At 43.5% G+C, this 16,346-nt stretch carries 15 protein-coding genes; 4 read left to right on the forward strand and 11 right to left on the reverse strand.

All coding sequences use genetic code 11. From position 1 onward, the window contains the following. Nucleotides 1-258 precede the first annotated feature (258 nt). Together JC525_RS04915 and cysK are read right to left on the reverse strand one after the other, a co-directional pair. A complete protein-coding gene (locus JC525_RS04915) occupies nucleotides 259-717 on the reverse strand; it encodes a hypothetical protein (RefSeq protein WP_198814803.1) in 459 nt (152 codons plus the stop codon). A gap of 243 nt (nucleotides 718-960) precedes the next feature. Further along, nucleotides 961-1,926, reverse strand: a complete 966-nt coding sequence (gene cysK / locus JC525_RS04920; protein ID WP_105931433.1) for a cysteine synthase A — start codon at nucleotides 1,924-1,926, stop codon at nucleotides 961-963. A gap of 270 nt (nucleotides 1,927-2,196) precedes the next feature. Between cysK and JC525_RS04925 the strand changes: the two genes are divergently transcribed. From JC525_RS04925 to JC525_RS04935, 3 genes are all read left to right on the forward strand, one after another. Then, nucleotides 2,197-3,033: an AAA family ATPase gene (locus tag JC525_RS04925; protein ID WP_198814804.1), complete on the forward strand. Its 837-nt coding sequence runs from the start codon at nucleotides 2,197-2,199 to the stop codon at nucleotides 3,031-3,033. Next, nucleotides 3,033-4,214 (forward strand): vWA domain-containing protein, encoded by a 1,182-nt coding sequence (locus tag JC525_RS04930; RefSeq protein WP_198814806.1) that lies wholly within the window; start codon nucleotides 3,033-3,035, stop codon nucleotides 4,212-4,214. The genes JC525_RS04925 and JC525_RS04930 overlap by 1 nt, the downstream gene beginning before the upstream one ends. A 271-nt stretch (nucleotides 4,215-4,485) precedes the next feature. Further along, the gene (locus JC525_RS04935; RefSeq protein WP_233094995.1) at nucleotides 4,486-5,304 is read left to right on the forward strand and encodes a nucleotidyltransferase family protein; all 819 of its coding nucleotides are present in this window, start codon (nucleotides 4,486-4,488) and stop codon (nucleotides 5,302-5,304) included. A 27-nt stretch (nucleotides 5,305-5,331) separates the two neighbouring features. Here the strand turns inward: JC525_RS04935 and JC525_RS04940 are convergent, their stop codons facing one another. The 9 genes from JC525_RS04940 to cmoA all read right to left on the reverse strand — a co-directional run bounded on the left by JC525_RS04940 (nucleotide 5,332) and on the right by cmoA (nucleotide 15,512). Further along, nucleotides 5,332-6,705, reverse strand: a complete 1,374-nt coding sequence (locus JC525_RS04940; protein WP_198814809.1) for an MATE family efflux transporter — start codon at nucleotides 6,703-6,705, stop codon at nucleotides 5,332-5,334. A gap of 125 nt (nucleotides 6,706-6,830) precedes the next feature. Continuing rightward, nucleotides 6,831-8,051: a molybdopterin molybdotransferase MoeA gene (moeA, locus tag JC525_RS04945; protein WP_198814810.1), complete on the reverse strand. Its 1,221-nt coding sequence runs from the start codon at nucleotides 8,049-8,051 to the stop codon at nucleotides 6,831-6,833. A gap of 151 nt (nucleotides 8,052-8,202) precedes the next feature. Beyond that, nucleotides 8,203-8,883 (reverse strand): phosphoglycolate phosphatase, encoded by a 681-nt coding sequence (locus JC525_RS04950; protein ID WP_198814811.1) that lies wholly within the window; start codon nucleotides 8,881-8,883, stop codon nucleotides 8,203-8,205. A gap of 79 nt (nucleotides 8,884-8,962) precedes the next feature. Next, nucleotides 8,963-10,717: a sugar phosphorylase gene (locus JC525_RS04955; protein ID WP_198814813.1), complete on the reverse strand. Its 1,755-nt coding sequence runs from the start codon at nucleotides 10,715-10,717 to the stop codon at nucleotides 8,963-8,965. A 5-nt stretch (nucleotides 10,718-10,722) separates the two neighbouring features. Beyond that, complete coding sequence (locus JC525_RS04960) at nucleotides 10,723-11,946, reverse strand: glycosyl transferase (RefSeq protein ID WP_198814814.1); 1,224 nt, start codon at nucleotides 11,944-11,946, stop codon at nucleotides 10,723-10,725. A gap of 12 nt (nucleotides 11,947-11,958) precedes the next feature. After that, nucleotides 11,959-12,768, reverse strand: a complete 810-nt coding sequence (locus tag JC525_RS04965) for an HAD-IIB family hydrolase (RefSeq protein ID WP_198814815.1) — start codon at nucleotides 12,766-12,768, stop codon at nucleotides 11,959-11,961. Next, nucleotides 12,765-13,637 carry a kinase gene (locus tag JC525_RS04970; RefSeq protein ID WP_198814816.1) on the reverse strand — a complete coding sequence of 291 codons (873 nt, stop codon included), beginning with the start codon at nucleotides 13,635-13,637 and terminating at the stop codon, nucleotides 12,765-12,767. The genes JC525_RS04965 and JC525_RS04970 overlap by 4 nt, the downstream gene beginning before the upstream one ends. Nucleotides 13,638-13,730: 93 nt before the next feature. After that, the gene (gene cmoB, locus JC525_RS04975) at nucleotides 13,731-14,729 is read right to left on the reverse strand and encodes a tRNA 5-methoxyuridine(34)/uridine 5-oxyacetic acid(34) synthase CmoB (protein WP_198814817.1); all 999 of its coding nucleotides are present in this window, start codon (nucleotides 14,727-14,729) and stop codon (nucleotides 13,731-13,733) included. A gap of 51 nt (nucleotides 14,730-14,780) precedes the next feature. After that, nucleotides 14,781-15,512 carry a carboxy-S-adenosyl-L-methionine synthase CmoA gene (cmoA, locus tag JC525_RS04980; protein WP_198814818.1) on the reverse strand — a complete coding sequence of 244 codons (732 nt, stop codon included), beginning with the start codon at nucleotides 15,510-15,512 and terminating at the stop codon, nucleotides 14,781-14,783. A 173-nt stretch (nucleotides 15,513-15,685) separates the two neighbouring features. On the opposite strand from cmoA, the gene JC525_RS04985 reads away from it, so the two are divergent. Beyond that, nucleotides 15,686-16,321, forward strand: a complete 636-nt coding sequence (locus tag JC525_RS04985; protein ID WP_105931421.1) for a response regulator transcription factor — start codon at nucleotides 15,686-15,688, stop codon at nucleotides 16,319-16,321. The last annotated feature ends 25 nt before the right edge of the window (nucleotides 16,322-16,346 follow it).

Below are 16,346 nucleotides of genomic sequence, written 5' to 3' on the forward strand. Positions count from 1 at the left end.
ATACAACACGAGCAATAAATTCCTTTTTACTCACAGGTTTCCTTTTGCGTATAACAATTTAGTATACGGAAAAAATCCTTTATGCAAGGCGGAAAGAATCCGTATATCAATTTAGGGTTATACCAAAATATTACCCTAAAATAATATTTTAATGAACAGATACAATAGTTAGGGCGTCAAAAACGGAAACTATCCTTTTTATTTTTGCGTGCCCCAAATAGCAAGTATACTGTATAAATAAACAGTTTCTTCGTGTAGCTATAGATAGGCGTCGGGGTGAATTTTATTTACCTTCCACTCACCATCTTCTTTTATCAGGTCTAAGCTACGCAAGTCTTCTACTTTATCACCGTTATAGTTGCCGCTAAGAAAAACGGTGATGGTTGATTTCTCAGAGAACTCACTTCGGCCAACTTGGCCTGCGCTTTGGGGGGTTACTGTAACAGTGTCGTACTTTAAATTAAGTAGATGTCGCTGTACGTTGTTATTTGTATGGTATCTCGTCAAAATACGCGACATTTTTTCACTTGAAAGACGAATGGCTCTGTCAAGGTTATCGTCTTCGTAAACACTTTTAAGGAACATCACTGTTGTATATTCGGGGGTGCTTTCATCAAGCATTCCGTATCTACCAATTCCTTCTTCTTTTTTACCACAGGCCGATAGAATCAAAACTGTAAAAAGCCCGATAAGGGCGCACCACATACGCGTTTTCATTTGGATTACCTTAATTTCAAGAGGTCCATTTCTTATTGATAGTTTTATGTCCTATTGAAGTCAATACACTTGGTGCTTCAATAACTCTCATGTTGATTATTCACAACATTGAGTTAAAAAGCAAAGTTGAAAGAAAGGCAGAGCGCCTATTTATTAAGAACAGCGTAGGGGAATAGAACAAAACGTAAGATATAAAAAAGCGAGGCATTGAGCCTCGCTTATTAAATATTACCGCAGTTCGGTTTACTGGACTTCTTCTTGCTCGTCGAAGGCACCGGCAAACAATGGGCTACTTAAATAACGCTCTGTTCCACTTGCTAACAATACAACAACAATCTTGTCTTTGTTCTCTGGGCGTTCAGCAAAGCGTTTTGCTGCAACAACTGCTGCACCAGAAGAAATACCCGCAAGAATACCTTCATCGGTCATGAGCTTACGCGCCATTTCCATACATTCTTCGTTTGAAACCTGTTCAACTTCATCAATCAAACTTAGATCTAGGTTACCAGGGATAAAACCAGCGCCAATGCCTTGAATTTTGTGTGGACCAGGCGTTAACTCCTCACCAGCAAGGGCCTGAGTGATAACTGGCGAGTCTGTCGGTTCTACAGCTACAGAAGTAATAGCTTTACCCTTAGTATTTTTAAGATAACGACTAACTCCGGTAATAGTACCGCCCGTACCTACACCCGCAACGAACGCGTCAACTTTACCATCGGTATCTTCCCAGATTTCTGGGCCCGTGGTTTTTTCATGGATGGCTGGGTTAGCCGGGTTGTCGAATTGTTGTAGCAATACGTATTTATCTGGATCTGATGCCACAATTTCTTGTGCAGCGGCAACGGCACCTTTCATACCCTTCGGTGCTTCGGTAAGAACTAGGTTTGCACCCAATGCTTTTAACAGCTTACGACGCTCTAAACTCATGCTGCTAGGCATTGTAAGCGTAAGTTTGTAGCCGCGAGAGGCTGCAACAAAGGCTAACGCAATACCGGTATTGCCACTTGTAGGCTCTACAATTTCTTTGCCTTCGGTTAAAACACCGCGCTTTTCTGCATCCCAAATCATGTTAGCACCGATGCGGCATTTAACACTGAAACTTGGGTTGCGCGACTCGATTTTTGCGTAAACATTACCTGATGTTACGCGATTCAATTTTACTAGCGGCGTGCGGCCAATAGATAGGGAGTGGTCGTCAAATACGTTCATTATAAGTCTTTACCTCGTTCCTGATTTAAAGGAAACCCCTTCTGTCGTGATCTGTACGACCTTTTTAGTAGTTAATAATTCAACGCCTGTGATAGTTAATAATTCACAGCCTAAATTAGGGGATTTCGTTATACCCCTATATCATTGGTCCCAATTATAAAAATGCAAAGTGCTTTTTAGCTATATGTTATATCGATGGGAAATCATATGAAGGCCTTGATATCATAGCTAAACTAGCAAAGACGAAAAATTAAACGGAGTACAACAATAATGGCTTTTAGTGGCACGTCTAATTATATCGCAACCAAAGATTTACAGCTGGCTGTTAATGCAGCCATCACGTTAGAGCGTCCGCTTTTAATTAAAGGTGAACCTGGAACGGGCAAAACCATGCTGGCAGAGGAACTGGCCGAGAGCCTGGGAACCGAGCTAATTCAGTGGCACATTAAGTCGACCACAAAAGCGCAGCAAGGTTTGTATGAATATGACGCGGTATCTCGTCTTCGCGACTCTCAATTAGGTGATGATCGCGTGCACGATATCGGCAACTACATCGTAAAAGGTAAACTGTGGGAAGCGTTTAGTGCAGAAAAGCGTCCTGTATTACTGATAGATGAAATTGATAAAGCCGATATTGAATTTCCCAACGACTTATTGTTAGAACTCGATAAGATGGAATTTTTTGTTTACGAAACACAGGAGCGTGTGGTTGCGAAGCAGCGTCCTATTGTTATCATCACGTCGAACAATGAAAAAGAACTGCCGGACGCATTCTTACGCCGCTGTTTTTTCCACTATATTCAGTTCCCGAAACCAGATGAAATGCAGGAAATTGTAAATGTGCATTTCCCTGATCTAAAGAAGAAACTGCTTGATGAAGCGTTAAAAGCTTTCTTCGACATTCGCGATGTGCCAGGGCTTAAAAAGAAACCTTCTACGTCAGAACTGATTGATTGGTTAAAGCTACTTGTTGCTGAAGATATTCCGCCAGAAGCGCTCCATTCAAAAGATGGTAAAGCGGCTATTCCTCCTCTTTATGGAGCGTTGCTTAAAAATGAACAAGATATTCATTTGTTCGAAAAATTGGTATTTATGGCGCGTCGCTAATGCTTATTCAGTTTTTTTATACACTGCGAAAATATCAGGTTAAAACCACGCTGCGCGAGTTACTTGATTTGCTGAGTGCGCTTGAAAAGCACGTGGTGTATGCCGACATTGAAGCCTTTTATAGTTTGTCGCGTACTATTATGGTGAAAGACGAGACCCAATACGACAAGTTCGACAGGGCGTTTGCTGAGTATTTTGAAGGGGTCGAGTCTATTGACCTGTTCGGGAAAGACATTCCTGAAGAGTGGTTACGCAAGGAAATTGAGAAAAATCTAAGTCCAGAGGAGCGTGAAGCGTTGCGCAGGGCTGGCGGTCTTGATGAACTAATGGAAACGCTCAAAAAGCGCTTGGAAGAGCAGGAGAAACGTCATCAGGGTGGCAACAAGTGGGTGGGTACCGGTGGAACTTCTCCTTTTGGGGCATATGGTGATAACCCCGAGGGAGTGAGAATTGGTCAGAAGGGCAATAGAAAGTTTTCTGCGGCTAAAGTATGGGATAAACGCGAGTTTAAAAACCTGAGTTCAGATGTGGAATTGGGTACCCGTAACATTAAAGTGGCATTGAGAAAGTTGCGTAAGTTTGCCCGCACCGGTGCCAGTGAACAGCTTGACGTACCTACCACCATTGGTGAAACCGCTAAGAAAGGCGGTTTGCTTGATATCCATATGGCCCCTGAGCGCCACAACGCGGTAAAGGTACTGATGTTTTTTGATGTGGGAGGCTCTATGGACCCACATGTTAAAAGCACGCAGGAGCTATTTTCTGCTGTACAAACTGAATTCAAATACTTGGAGTATTTTTACTTTCACAACTGCGTGTATGAAGAGGTGTGGAAAGATAACCTTCGCCGCAACAAAGAGCGCATTCCAATTTGGGATATCATTCATCGCTATGGCAAAGACTATAAGGTAATTTTTGTTGGCGACGCTACCATGGGGCCTTATGAAATTACGTATCCTGGTGGCAGTGTAGAGCATTGGAACGAAGAGCCGGGCAGTGTTTGGATGCAGCGCCTATTGAACCATTTCAATAATGCCGTATGGCTCAATCCTCAGCCTGAAAATTATTGGCCGTATTATTCTTCAGTCAAAATAATGCGAGAAATAATGGAAGACCGAATGTATGGGCTTACTCTCGAAGGGTTAACGGCGGCTATTAAAGGGCTTAGCCGAAGTCGCTGACTTTGTGCTGTTCCGTGTTACTAAACCGAGCGAAGGTAAGGGTAATGCTTTCAATCAGGGCTTTACGCTAATGTTGACCTTGTGAATGTGCCATGGTCCACTGCAGCGGTATTGAAGAATCTTGATTAAGCCTAAAAGACTGGCATGGTCGGCGTTTAAAATAAACGCCCGCACAGGGCTCTTTTTATAAGTAATTCCAAGTCATGCTGTATGACCGCAGTTAAACTAAACATTAATGGGTGAGTAAACGTTGCATAATGAAAGCTATCATTTGGCATTTTTATTACTTGCCGGCGGTCGAAGTGCGCGTTACGGGGGGAATAAACTTTTATCCGAGCACCCGGAATCAAATCTACCTCTCGTCGAGCACAGTTTACGCGTGTTTTTAAATGCGAAAACGGCACATACAGGTACGCAATTCACCAATAGCGAAGCCGCGGTGTCTAAGGTAAGTCATAAAGGTTTATTCGACAAAACGAATCAGGTTACCCTTGTTGCGGGCAAATGGCATGAAAGCTTAGAAATACAGTTAAGCCACTGTCCTGTTAGCCTTGTGCACAATACACAATGGGAAGAGGGTATTGCGTCTAGTATTCGTTTTGGATTGCAGTATATTTTATCAGTATCCTGTTCAGTTTCTGAGCTAATAGCGCCAAATTCAAATGGCAATAATCATAGGGGCTTACAAGGTGCAGAAATTGCGAGCCGTACCTACTCGCCGAGTCACTTGCTCATTTCTTTGGCAGACTTACCGTGTTTAACAGAGCAGGATTTAGCAAACTTGATCCAAGCGTCGCAAAGTAACCCTGATAAAATAGTGTGCTGTGAATGGAAAGCTAAAAACAGTGGAAACGAAGCTCTCAATGGTTCAGAGGCACGGCTAACGGTACCGGCCATATTTCCTAAGGCTATATTCAGCGAGCTTCTTACGCTTGAGGGAGATACAGGCGCTAAACCCATTATCAAAAAATACATGAAAAAGGGGAGAGTAGTTGCGATACCTACGCCCAATGCGCAGTTTGATATAGACGTACCACAAGACTGGGTCAATTTAGCAATGCCAGAAAATCGACCCACTCACGAAGACTAACCTAAAACGCTTATTGAAAGTTGTCGGCTACAGTGCCCTTAATCTTGCCGCATTACTAGGACGCTGAATATAAAGCAATCGAGCGCCTAACATAACGGCAGCTGCGCTTAGCCCCACTATAAAACCAATCCAAAAACCTGCAGCAGCCATAGGCTCTGCCGTTATCCAGTTCGTTCTTCCCAAAATTACACCGGTTGGCAAACCAATGAGCCAGTAAGAGATAAACGTGATAATAAACATGGCCGTGGTATCTTTATAGCCTCGCAGCGCGTTAGCTGAAATAACCTGAACCGCATCTGACAGCTGGAATAGGGCTGCATAAATAAGCAGTGCATTGGCTAGCGTGTAAACTGCTTCATCGCTGGTGTATAAGCCTATGATGAAACCTTTCGCTAAAAGAGTAAAACTAGCGGTACATGCGGATGTACAAAAGCCAATAAAAATAGCTGCACGGGCTGCGATCTGAGCCTGACGTTGATTGTTTTGGCCTATTCGATACCCTATGCGGATAGCCGCTGCCATGCCCATACTCATAGGAAACATGAACATGAGTGCTGAGAAGTTCAGCGCAACTTGGTGTGCAGCCACCGTTGTTGCCCCAAAAGGTGCAAGTAATAATGCCACCACTGAAAATAGTGTCACTTCAAATAAAATGGTCATAGCGATAGGCAATCCCATTTTAAATGTTCGACTTATGGTCACCATATTGGGTTTGTACATTTGCCCAAACAAGTTGTATTTCTGTAGCGCTGGAGCGAAGCGAACGTAAACTATGGTAGCGATAAGCATGGTGTAAATGACAATGGCTGTCGCTATACCGCAACCTGCCCCCCCCATGGCGGGGATCGGTCCTACGCCATAAATGAAAAGGTAATTACCCACTACGTTTGCCATAAGTCCGATAACGGTAATGATCATGGTTGGCTTTGTTTTACCTAATCCTTCGCAATAGTTCCTAAGCCATTGATAAAGGGCAAACCCAGGCATGGCAAACAGTACATAAAGCACATAATCTACGGTAATGCTAAATAGCGCTGGCGCCATTGGGAATAGTGCAACAATGCTCTCGGTAAAGGGTATTAACCCTGCGATCACTAATCCTACGAAGAAAACCAAGTAGCCAGCCTGTAGACTGGCATCAGCAATGCCGTTTAAGTTTTTATTGCCTTGTAACCGAGAGATGATGGGAGGTAGCGCTAAAGCGATACCCTGAATAAAGCATAGCAATGGCACGGTAATGCTAAAACCGAGCGCTACGGCTGCCATATCGGTAGCGCTGTAGCGTCCAGCCATAATAGTATCGCTAACACCCATCAGCATTTGCGTTATTTGCGCCACCAGCAATGGCCACGCGAGTTTTAAAATGTCTCGACCTTCTAGAAGAAAGCGTTTTTTAATCACGACAATGTGTCTCTTAACTATTTGCCAAACTACAGGGGGTAATCTGTAAGGCGTATTAACGTTTTTAGCTATCAGCCAAACGCGAGGAAATGTGAGTTATTTTATGTTGTTAAATCTTGCCCAGGCTAAAAGTGAAGAGGCATAACTTCAACTTTGTCGCCTACCTGTAATTCACTGACATCCTCGGGCACAACCATTAAGCAATTTGCTGACGTAATAGAGGTCATCACACCCGAACTTTGGGATTTGAAGGGGGTTACTTCCCAATCGCCACACTCATTTTTAACCATGGTTGCGCGCTGAAAATCTCGGCGTCCAGCACGACGATTAAGTGTTGTTGTGATAGTAGCGCTCACAGAAAATGGCGTGAAGGTGTCTAATTGTCCCTGCATTTTCTTGATGATTGGCACCACAAGCAATTTGGCAGTTACAAATGACGACACTGGATTACCAGGAAGGCCACAAAATAACGTGTTATTTATGTTGCCTAAAGCGAAAGGTTTACCTGGCTTTACCGCTATTTTCCAAAAGTCGATTGCGCCTAATTCTGCAATAATATCTTTCACATAGTCTGCGTCGCCAACGGATACGCCTCCGCTACTTACCATTACATCAACCCGTGAGCTTGCATCGGTAAACAGTTTACGTAAAGAGAGTTCGTTGTCTTCCACAATACCAAAATCTATCAGTTCTACATTTTCGGTTTTTAAAATGCTACTCACGCCAACGCGGTTAGACTCATAAATTTGAGTATCTGCACGTGCTGTGCCTGGTGCAGCTAATTCTGACCCTGTAGCTACAACGCCAACGCGAAGCTTTCGTATAACGTCTACCGTATTTTTACCCTGTGAAGATAGCAACATTAGGTGCTCTGCATGTAAGCGCGTTCCCTTTTTTACGAGCGTGTCGCCGCGCGCTATATCATTTGCTTTTTTACGAATATTTTCGTGCGCGACAGGGCGTTTATTCACAACCACTGCGCCCTCAAATTCCGAGGTGTTTTCTATCATTACAACCGCGTTAGCATTTTCAGGAATGGGCGCTCCCGTCATAATTTTAAATGCTTTCCCGGCTTGAAGGGGAGTATCTGCAAGCATACCTGCGGTAATGACACCCTGTACTTCTAACTTTGATTCAGCCGTTTTTTCCAGTTCTGCGGTATTGACGGCATAGCCGTCCATCGCTGAATTATCCCATGGTGGTACGTCCACATTTGCAACAACATCTTGTGCCAAAATGCGATTATGGGCATCAAAAATACTCACTTGTTCAACGTCGGTTATTGCTGTTGCAGCGCTCAACGCTTTTGTGAGGGCTTCTTCTAGCGAAAGCCATTTAGATGACATACCAAAACTCCATGAAATTATTTAACAGGCGGATATTACAGAAAAAAAACACGTTATACCAAAAGTTAACGTGTGAAATTAAGTATAGTCAGCTGGCTAATGGCGACGTTTGCTGCACAATTTTTGGAAAAGTTGTGAAACGTTCAGTGTGTTAATGACTCAGGCTTAAAATGTCCAATATGCTGCCAACGTCGTCCATTACCCAGTCAGGGTTTAAACTTGAAATGTCTTGCCCGTAATTATAGCCATATGTAAGGCCAATACTTTTCATATTGGCCGCTCTCGCGGCAAGAATATCGTTTTTAGAATCGCCTACCATGACGCATTGAGAGGATGACACGCTAAATTCTTTACATACATGTAAAAGAGGTAAAGGCGATGGCTTTTTCTCTTCAAGTGAATCGCCGCCGATACAAAGATCGAATAAATGATTGAGATTGAAACCTTCGAGAATAGCAGGAATAAACGCTTTTGGCTTGTTAGTTACAAGAGCCAAGTTAAATCCGCTTTGCTTAAGCGTGTGCAAGGTCTCACTTACATTAGGGTAGAGTGCTGAAGCGTGACATACATACTTTGAATAGTGACGAAGGAAGACTTCGAGCGCTTTGTTTATGTGGGTTTCTGATATAGCGTTATCAAGCTCATGACTGCCAGATAGTCCTCGATGCACAAGCGTTCTTGCGCCATTGCCCACCCAGCCTCTAATCTCAGGTAAGGAGAATTGAGCTTCGCCTAATTCAGCAAGCGTCAGGTTTAACGATGTCGCCAAATCCGGTGCCGAATCTACCAATGTGCCGTCAAGGTCAAATAAAAATGTATTAATATCGCGCATTACAAATGTGCATTTTGAAATGAGAGGTTAATCATAACACCGCAGTATCCTTACCGCGGTAAAAAGTTAATCAGTTGATTTATTCAAAATCTTGGTTACTGATCCAAAGTACTTGGTATGGCTTCATTTGTAAAAAGCCACTCGAAAGCGCTATCTCATCGCGAGTGATAAGGTCTATCCAATTATCAGTACCTATTAAATTAATGTCGGATAAAAGAATTGTCTGCTCTTCGTCACTGATATTGCTGATGCAGAAAATGCTTTGTTTCCGGTCTAAGCTCTGACGCCAGTAGCCAAAGATTTGGTTACCTAACTGAAGCGTAAACTGGGTTGCATTTGGGTGAAATGCTGGTTGCGCTTTACGGATGCGGATCAATTGAGAAATACGGGTCAAGACCTTGTGATGTTGAGAGAACGGAGAATCTAACAAGGCCTCTAGCTCGTTAAAGTCCCAGCGTTTTCTATTAATAGAACGATTTTGACCGGTATTCGCAACTTTTTCATAATCATTAGAGGTACCCAATAAACTATGTATATAGATGCCAGGAATACCCTCCATACCTAACATAATGGCATGCGCGCAAATAAAACGATCGACTTGATATTTGTCAGGGCCTTTGATTGTGCCTTGAAGCGCATCAAACAGGGTGATGTTGATCTCATAGGGCTTTTGCTGGCCGTGCTCAGAAGCGCGCCACGAAACTTTTCCACCAAAATGCTGCATAGCGTGAACTAAATCAGATATTTCCTCATCGCTTAGCAGACCCTCGGCGGGTCGAAGGCCAATCCCATCGTGTGAAGCTATAAAGTTGAAATATGCGGTTCCGTTTTGGGCGGGCGGCATACTCATCATCCAGTTTTTAAGATAGGTGCAGTCTCCGCTCACCAGCGTGTTGACCAGCAGTGGCGGAAGAGAAAAATTATAGATAGCATGGGCTTCGTTTGCATTACCGAAATAGGTGAGGTTTTCCCTGTTAGGAATATTAGTTTCAGTAATGATTATGATTGACGGGTCAACATGCTCTATCAACGTTCTTATCAGCCGAATGACTTCGTGAGTTTGGGACAGGTTAATGCAATTGGTACCGACAATTTTCCATAAAAATGCCACAGCATCTAAGCGAAATATTTTGGCGCCTTTATCAATGTATAGCTTAATAATGTCGATAAATGCTAAAAGCACCTTTGGGTTTCTAAAATCAAAATCTACCTGATCGTGACTAAAGGTACACCAAACGTGTTTAGTCCCGTCAGCAGTTTCCGTCTCGCGCAGTAGGGGAGAAACTCGTGGTCTTGTCACCATCGACAAGTCCTCTGTAGGGTCCGCTGTAAAGAAAAAGTCAGACCCAGGTCCTTCAGCTTTTATAAAATTATCGAACCAAGCGCTGCGCGCCGAACAGTGATTTATTACCAAGTCGGTCATAAGACCATAGTCTTTAGCTATCGCTTCTATATCGTCCCATGAACCTAGTGCTTCGTTTACTGTCGAATAATCGATAACCGAGAACCCATCGTCCGAACTATAGGGAAAGAAAGGAAGGATATGCACGTTATTTACAGTGTTCTTACAATAGCGATGCAAAAACTTGTTTAAGGTAACAAGAGGTCGTTCGCCTTCCTCTACGATGCTATCACCATAGGTAATCATAACTATGTCATCTTCATCCCAATAATTATGATGGGATTGAGGGGAAGCAATGTCGGTTTCTTGTTGAATACCTATCGTATTTAATAACTGAGTGGCGAGCGTCTCATATGAGACGTCTAGCGCTACATCGGCATAAATGCTTTCTAAATGGTGCTTTACTTTGTCATGGAGGTGCTCCCACGCCATATTACTTACTCCATAAATTCTGCAGTGTCAGCTTCAACCGCTTCTAATAATCGTTCTAAAATATCGGGTACCGCACTTGTCACGCGATTCCAACTTGGAATAAACGGCGTTTCCATCGGATTTTCTAGGAAGTTTTGACCCGCTTTCATGATATTACTGGCAAACATTTCAACCGCTTTTTCTTCGCTGTGAATGTCTAAGCTCAAGCCGTTCATAACCGCATCGTTGTGATAGGTCTCAATGAAGTCTAGGGCGATACGGAAATATGTCGCTTTGATAGAGCGGAACATTTCGTTACTGAACGTGTAGCCTTGGGTAGCCAATTTGCGGAATATTGCTTTGGTAATGTCGATAGACATTTTAGATAAACCGCCTTGGTCGTTATTGAGCGATAAATCTTGATGCTTGTGATCGTAAATATCGCAAATATCGGCTTGGCACAGTCGATTGTGTGAATAATTGCGGTGCATCTCTGACAGAACGCCAATTTCCAAACCCCAGTCGCTAGGAATACGAATATCGTTCAATACATCCCTGCGAAACGAGAACTCACCGGCTAATGGATAGCGAAAACTATCCATGAACTCTAAATATTCATTGTCACCCATAATGCGTTTTAATGCGCGCAGTAATGGGGTCACTAGAAGGCGAGATACACGGCCATTAATTTTTCCATTAGCTACGCGGGCATAATAACCCTTACAAAACTCATAGTTAAACATTGGGTTTGCGACAGGGTAGATGAGCTTTGCCAGAAGGTCTTTGTTGTAGGTAACAATATCGCAGTCGTGCAATGCTACAGATTCGGCGCAATTAGACGCTAGGACATAGCCCATGCAATACCACACATTACGACCTTTACCTAACTCCTTCGGCGCTAAGCCTTGTGCCTGAAGCTCCTCGTCTAATGCTTTCAGGCGAGGTCCATCATTCCAAAGAATTCTGTGGTGCTGAGGCAATTTGCCAAAAAACTTTAGGGCGTGCTTGTATTGGTCTTGGTTTGCACGGTCAAGGCCGATAACAATTTCTGACAAATAGGGAACGTTTGTTAACTCATTAACGATATGGGGAAGTGCATCACCTTCTAACTCAGAAAAAAGTGAAGGAAGAATAAGTGCCATTGGGCGCTTTTGAGAAAACTGTAGCAGTTCGGCTTCTAGCTCTTCGGTAGGACGACGAGCCAAGTTATGTAACGTAGTAACAACACCATTTTGATAAAAATCAGCCATGTGTCCTCCTGATCATAGGGATATTAATTGAGTAAGCATTTCGTTCCAGCCTTCAGGGCCGGTTAGGGTGCTGGTATAGACCTCTTCTTTTTTTATTTCAGGCGGAGGATTTACCGGTGATAAAATGCGAATTGGGACGTGCGCTGCTTCGAGCATTGCTACGTCATTTTTACCGTCGCCAAGGGCGACGGTTTTAACTTTAGTGATATGTTGTTTTTGGTATTCATTGGCTAGCCACTTAAGTGCTTGGCCTTTATCACAGTTACCAGAAACATGAATGAAACGCCCGCCTTCTAGCGGAAACGCACCTCGGTCTTTGACAACCTTTAAGAAACGCTGTTTTTCTTCTTCAGTGCCAAGCCATAAGACAGGTTCGCCAAACTGACGCTTTGCAGCGAGCGATGCCGATAGTTCGTCTAACCCTGTGCAATCTTGGATTTCTTGGACCGACATTTTTGAAAACTGTTTGTACTTGCCATCAAATTCACTGCCCATTTTCTCCAGTAATTTTATCCAGTAGTTTTTATTAGAGATAAACGCCTTGCACCAATAGCCATCGATCCAAATAGTGCCCGTAGGTTTTTGCTTGAAGAAACCGTGCGGAATAAAAACAGCGGCGCCATTCTCAATAATGAATGGTCCATCCAGACCAATTTTTTCACGTAATGGTTGTAGCTCTGCAAATGTTTTACTGGTAGTAGGGATAACGGGGATGTGCTTTTCTTCTAATGCCGTTAAAGCCGGTTTCGCCGCCTCAAAAGAGTAGGTATGGTGGTCTAACAGCGTGCCGTCCATATCGGTGAAAACAAGCGTCTTCGTCATTGGTTTACGTCCTGTTTAGTTATTGTTCTTGTGTCATCTAGATAGAACACCGTATCGCACTTTTCAGGCAAGTGCTCCAACGTGTGCTCCGTAATGCGTTGGTAATGTTGCACAAAGTTTGCCACTTCTTCATCAGACATAATGCCGGCTCTATCTTTCAAGGCTTTACTTGCAAGTTTATGCTCCTGCTCAAGCCGCCATTGATACACGCAATCGAAGCTAGGTGCCTTTAGCATAATACGATAGTCGATTTTCTCGAATAACGTTTGGTAATCACCGGCAAGTTCTGTGTTTACAAACGAACGCCAGATTGCCAAAGGATCTTCAACCTCTTCTAAGTTATTGATTGGAGGTTTAATTTCAGCGGGCGACTGTGGCGTGGCGCCCACGCACCATCCCTCAAGTATGATGAAATCAGGTGATGATTCTATGACAGGCCACTGTTCTTGAGGGAAGGGGTTATCCGTTGCTTTATTAAAGCGAGGGAGTAGCGTGCGCGCGCCTTTATCTAGACTACGAAATGTATTTAGCGCTAAGGTAACATCATGTGTTCCCGGTACGCCTCGGGTCTTTAAAAGCGGATGGACTTTTATGGCGAGCGCGTTTCGTTGGCTTTGGTCAAAATAGAAATCGTCGATAGACAGGGAAACTACCCGTTTCCCATGAACAGACGAGAGGTAAGCGTCAATAAAACTGGTTAGCGTAGATTTCCCAGAACCTTGGCTACCGTTAATGCCAACGATAAGCGGGGTGCTTGCCCCTTTTTGGTGCTCCACTAGCCGTTCACATAATGGTTTGAACCATTGTTGTGCAGTTTCTGCATAACTACTTGGCAATTGATGCGTAGTTAAAAAGCCATGTATATCCATATTGTTACCTCAATCAATGCAGAATTCACACTTCAATAGCAAGTGAGGTAACAACAATTGTGCCAATAGCGTTAATAAAATGGATACTAGTAACTACTTCTTATTTGCAACAATAACGGCTCGTTGTGGTGCAGGGTAACCCTCTATGGTGCGAGTAATATCTTCCGGATCGAGAAAATCTTTCAAAGATTGGGTATCCATCCAGGGTGTTGAGCGCTGTTCGTCAAGCGTCGTATGATTAACATCTACTACACGGATGTTTTCAAATCCCAATCGGCTTAGCCATACCGAAAGGGCGTCCGTACTTGGCAAGAACCATACATTCCTCATTTGAGCGTAGCGTTCCCCGGCCATCAGCACCGTATTCTCATCACCATCTACGACAAGCGTTTCAAGAACAAGCTCTCCGCCTTTTCTCAACTGGTCTTTTAATTGTTGTAAAAAAGCCATTGGGTCTTTTCGATGGTACAACACGCCCATAGAAAAAACCGTGTCGAAGGCGTTAAGTGGTTGCATGTCCTCAATGCCCATGGGAAGAAAATGAATATTTTCACACGGTGCATCGGTGTTACGAATAAAGTGTTTTATTGCGTGAAATTGAATTAGAAACAGTTGTGTGGGATCGACACCAATAACGCTGCTTGCGCCCTCACCGAGCATACGCCACATGTGATAACCACTACCACAGCCAACATCCAATACATTTCTATTTTTAAGCGAAGTAATGTGTGGTGATACACGATCCCATTTCCAATCAGAACGCCATTCTGTATCGATATGTATATCATGGAGATGAAAAGGGCCTTTGCGCCACGGCATAAATTGCTTCAAAAGACCTTCTATCTGTTTCTTCGTGTATTCATCAACATCGCTATGACTGCCAATGGAAACTGACGATGTAAGGTCAATGTGGCTAGGTGATGTCTTTGGGAGTTTGTTTAGTAACCGACACCACTTGTCAAACTCTCCGTGTTTAGCCGTTCGCTGCCATGAATCCATTAACGAAGGTAGCGTTTGTAGCCAGTGTGAAAGCGGGCTGTCTATTAACGACTTATAACACTCGTTAAACCAAATCTGTTCAAGTTTAGTCATGGTTATCTCTGTATATTTATTTAAGCTTTGCGTGAGCGCTATCGGCAGGGTTTATGCTTTCATGGCAACCATCGATGTGAAGTTATAGCACTTGTACCACATGACAACATCGGAAAAGCCGACCTTTTTCAAACGGGTTTCATGTTCATTAAACGTATCGGTGAGCATAACTTTTTCAAGTGCCGCTCGCTTTTGGCTTACCTCTAATTCACTGTAACCGTTATCTCGCTTGAACTGGTGATGCAAGTCTACGAGCAACTCATTGCCGGCAAGAGTAGGGTGGCGAATTTTCTCAGACAACACAAGCATACCTCCGGGATTCAAGCCGTCGTAAATGCTTTGAAGCAGTGCTTGTCGGTCAGCGGGTGGGATAAACTGTAGGGTGAAGTTCATAACAACCAGTGAAGCATTTTGAATCTCTACATGTTGGGCAAAACCATGTTGAATAGAAATAGGGTTGGGAAGTGTAAATGTCTGCACAACACGTTTACAACGCTCAACCATCGCTTCTGACGCATCGACACCGATTATTTTGCAGGACGCAGCGGTTACGGCTCTTGATACCGATAAGCTTGCCGCACCAAGGCTACATCCGAGGTCATAAACCGTCGAATTAGGCGTTACCGCAACCTTAGCCAGTTCTCCGATGGTGTGGACGATAGTTTCATAGCCGGGCACCGAACGCTGGATCATGTCGGGAAATACATCAACGACAGACTCGTCAAATTTAAAGTCGTCTACTTTATTGAGTGCCTTCGCGTATATATTGTCGTGCTTCTTCACTGATAGTCTTCACTTGCCTAATTTGGGGCGCAATTTTACCGTCTGACGCGCAAATGCCAATGAAAAACACTAATTTTGTTATAAATTGCGTGTTTTTTAAGATTAGGGCTTTTCGTTACTATTCTAAAGTATTAATCTATGAACATAATGAAAATAAGGAAGTAGTAACGCTGATGACGAGAATTCTAGTAGCAGATGATCATCCATTGTTTCGCGAGGCATTGAGTGGCGCATTGGAACCTTACTTTGAAAATGCACAAATAATTCAAGCCGGAAGCTTAGATGATGCAGTGTCAAAGCTTAAAGAGTTCGATGGCATAGAATTGGTGCTTCTAGACCTAAATATGCCTGGTGGGGAATATTTTAACGGTCTTATTACGCTTAGAGAGCAATATCCATCTATTCCAGTCGGGGTTATCTCAGGAAGCGACACCGTTGAGGTAGTTGCACAAGTAATGAGTTTGGGTGCTCAAGGTTTCATTCCGAAAGTGTCTGAAACTCGCGAAATTGCTCAAGCCATCGTTGATATGATCGGCGGTAAAAAATGGCTTCCACAAGGCATGGAAGAGCAGTTAGAAAAGGTTGATGACGAGCTTAAACTGCTGCTTCAGCGCTTCCGCGAGCTAACACCTAAGCAAATCCAGGTGCTTTCTTACTTACGAGCAGGGCTTATGAATAAGCAAATTGCTCATGAAATGAATGTTACAGAAGCAACGATTAAAGCGCACATTAGTGCAATTTTACGCAAGTTAGAAATCAACACGCGTACACAGGCCGTGCTGCTTATGGACAAACTTCAGCTAAGCTAAGCCAAACTTTACGTGATAAAAAAAC

Source organism: Alteromonas sp. IB21, from assembly GCF_016405965.1.
Taxonomy (GTDB): domain Bacteria; phylum Pseudomonadota; class Gammaproteobacteria; order Enterobacterales; family Alteromonadaceae; genus Alteromonas.

Bases quoted from the DNA above. Each gene is read 5' to 3' on its own strand.
- JC525_RS04930 (WP_198814806.1), top strand. From the start codon at position 3,033: ATGCTTATTCAGTTTTTTTATACACTGCGAAAATATCAGGTTAAAACC.
- JC525_RS04970 (WP_198814816.1), bottom strand. From the start codon at position 13,637: ATGGATATACATGGCTTTTTAACTACGCATCAATTGCCAAGTAGTTAT.
- JC525_RS04985 (WP_105931421.1), top strand. From the start codon at position 15,686: ATGACGAGAATTCTAGTAGCAGATGATCATCCATTGTTTCGCGAGGCA.
- JC525_RS04915 (WP_198814803.1), bottom strand. From the start codon at position 717: ATGAAAACGCGTATGTGGTGCGCCCTTATCGGGCTTTTTACAGTTTTG.
- cmoB (WP_198814817.1), bottom strand. From the start codon at position 14,729: ATGACTAAACTTGAACAGATTTGGTTTAACGAGTGTTATAAGTCGTTA.
- cysK (WP_105931433.1), bottom strand. From the start codon at position 1,926: ATGAACGTATTTGACGACCACTCCCTATCTATTGGCCGCACGCCGCTA.
- JC525_RS04960 (WP_198814814.1), bottom strand. From the start codon at position 11,946: ATGGCTGATTTTTATCAAAATGGTGTTGTTACTACGTTACATAACTTG.
- moeA (WP_198814810.1), bottom strand. From the start codon at position 8,051: ATGTCATCTAAATGGCTTTCGCTAGAAGAAGCCCTCACAAAAGCGTTG.
- JC525_RS04925 (WP_198814804.1), top strand. From the start codon at position 2,197: ATGGCTTTTAGTGGCACGTCTAATTATATCGCAACCAAAGATTTACAG.
- JC525_RS04965 (WP_198814815.1), bottom strand. From the start codon at position 12,768: ATGACGAAGACGCTTGTTTTCACCGATATGGACGGCACGCTGTTAGAC.
- JC525_RS04950 (WP_198814811.1), bottom strand. From the start codon at position 8,883: ATGCGCGATATTAATACATTTTTATTTGACCTTGACGGCACATTGGTA.
- JC525_RS04955 (WP_198814813.1), bottom strand. From the start codon at position 10,717: ATGGCGTGGGAGCACCTCCATGACAAAGTAAAGCACCATTTAGAAAGC.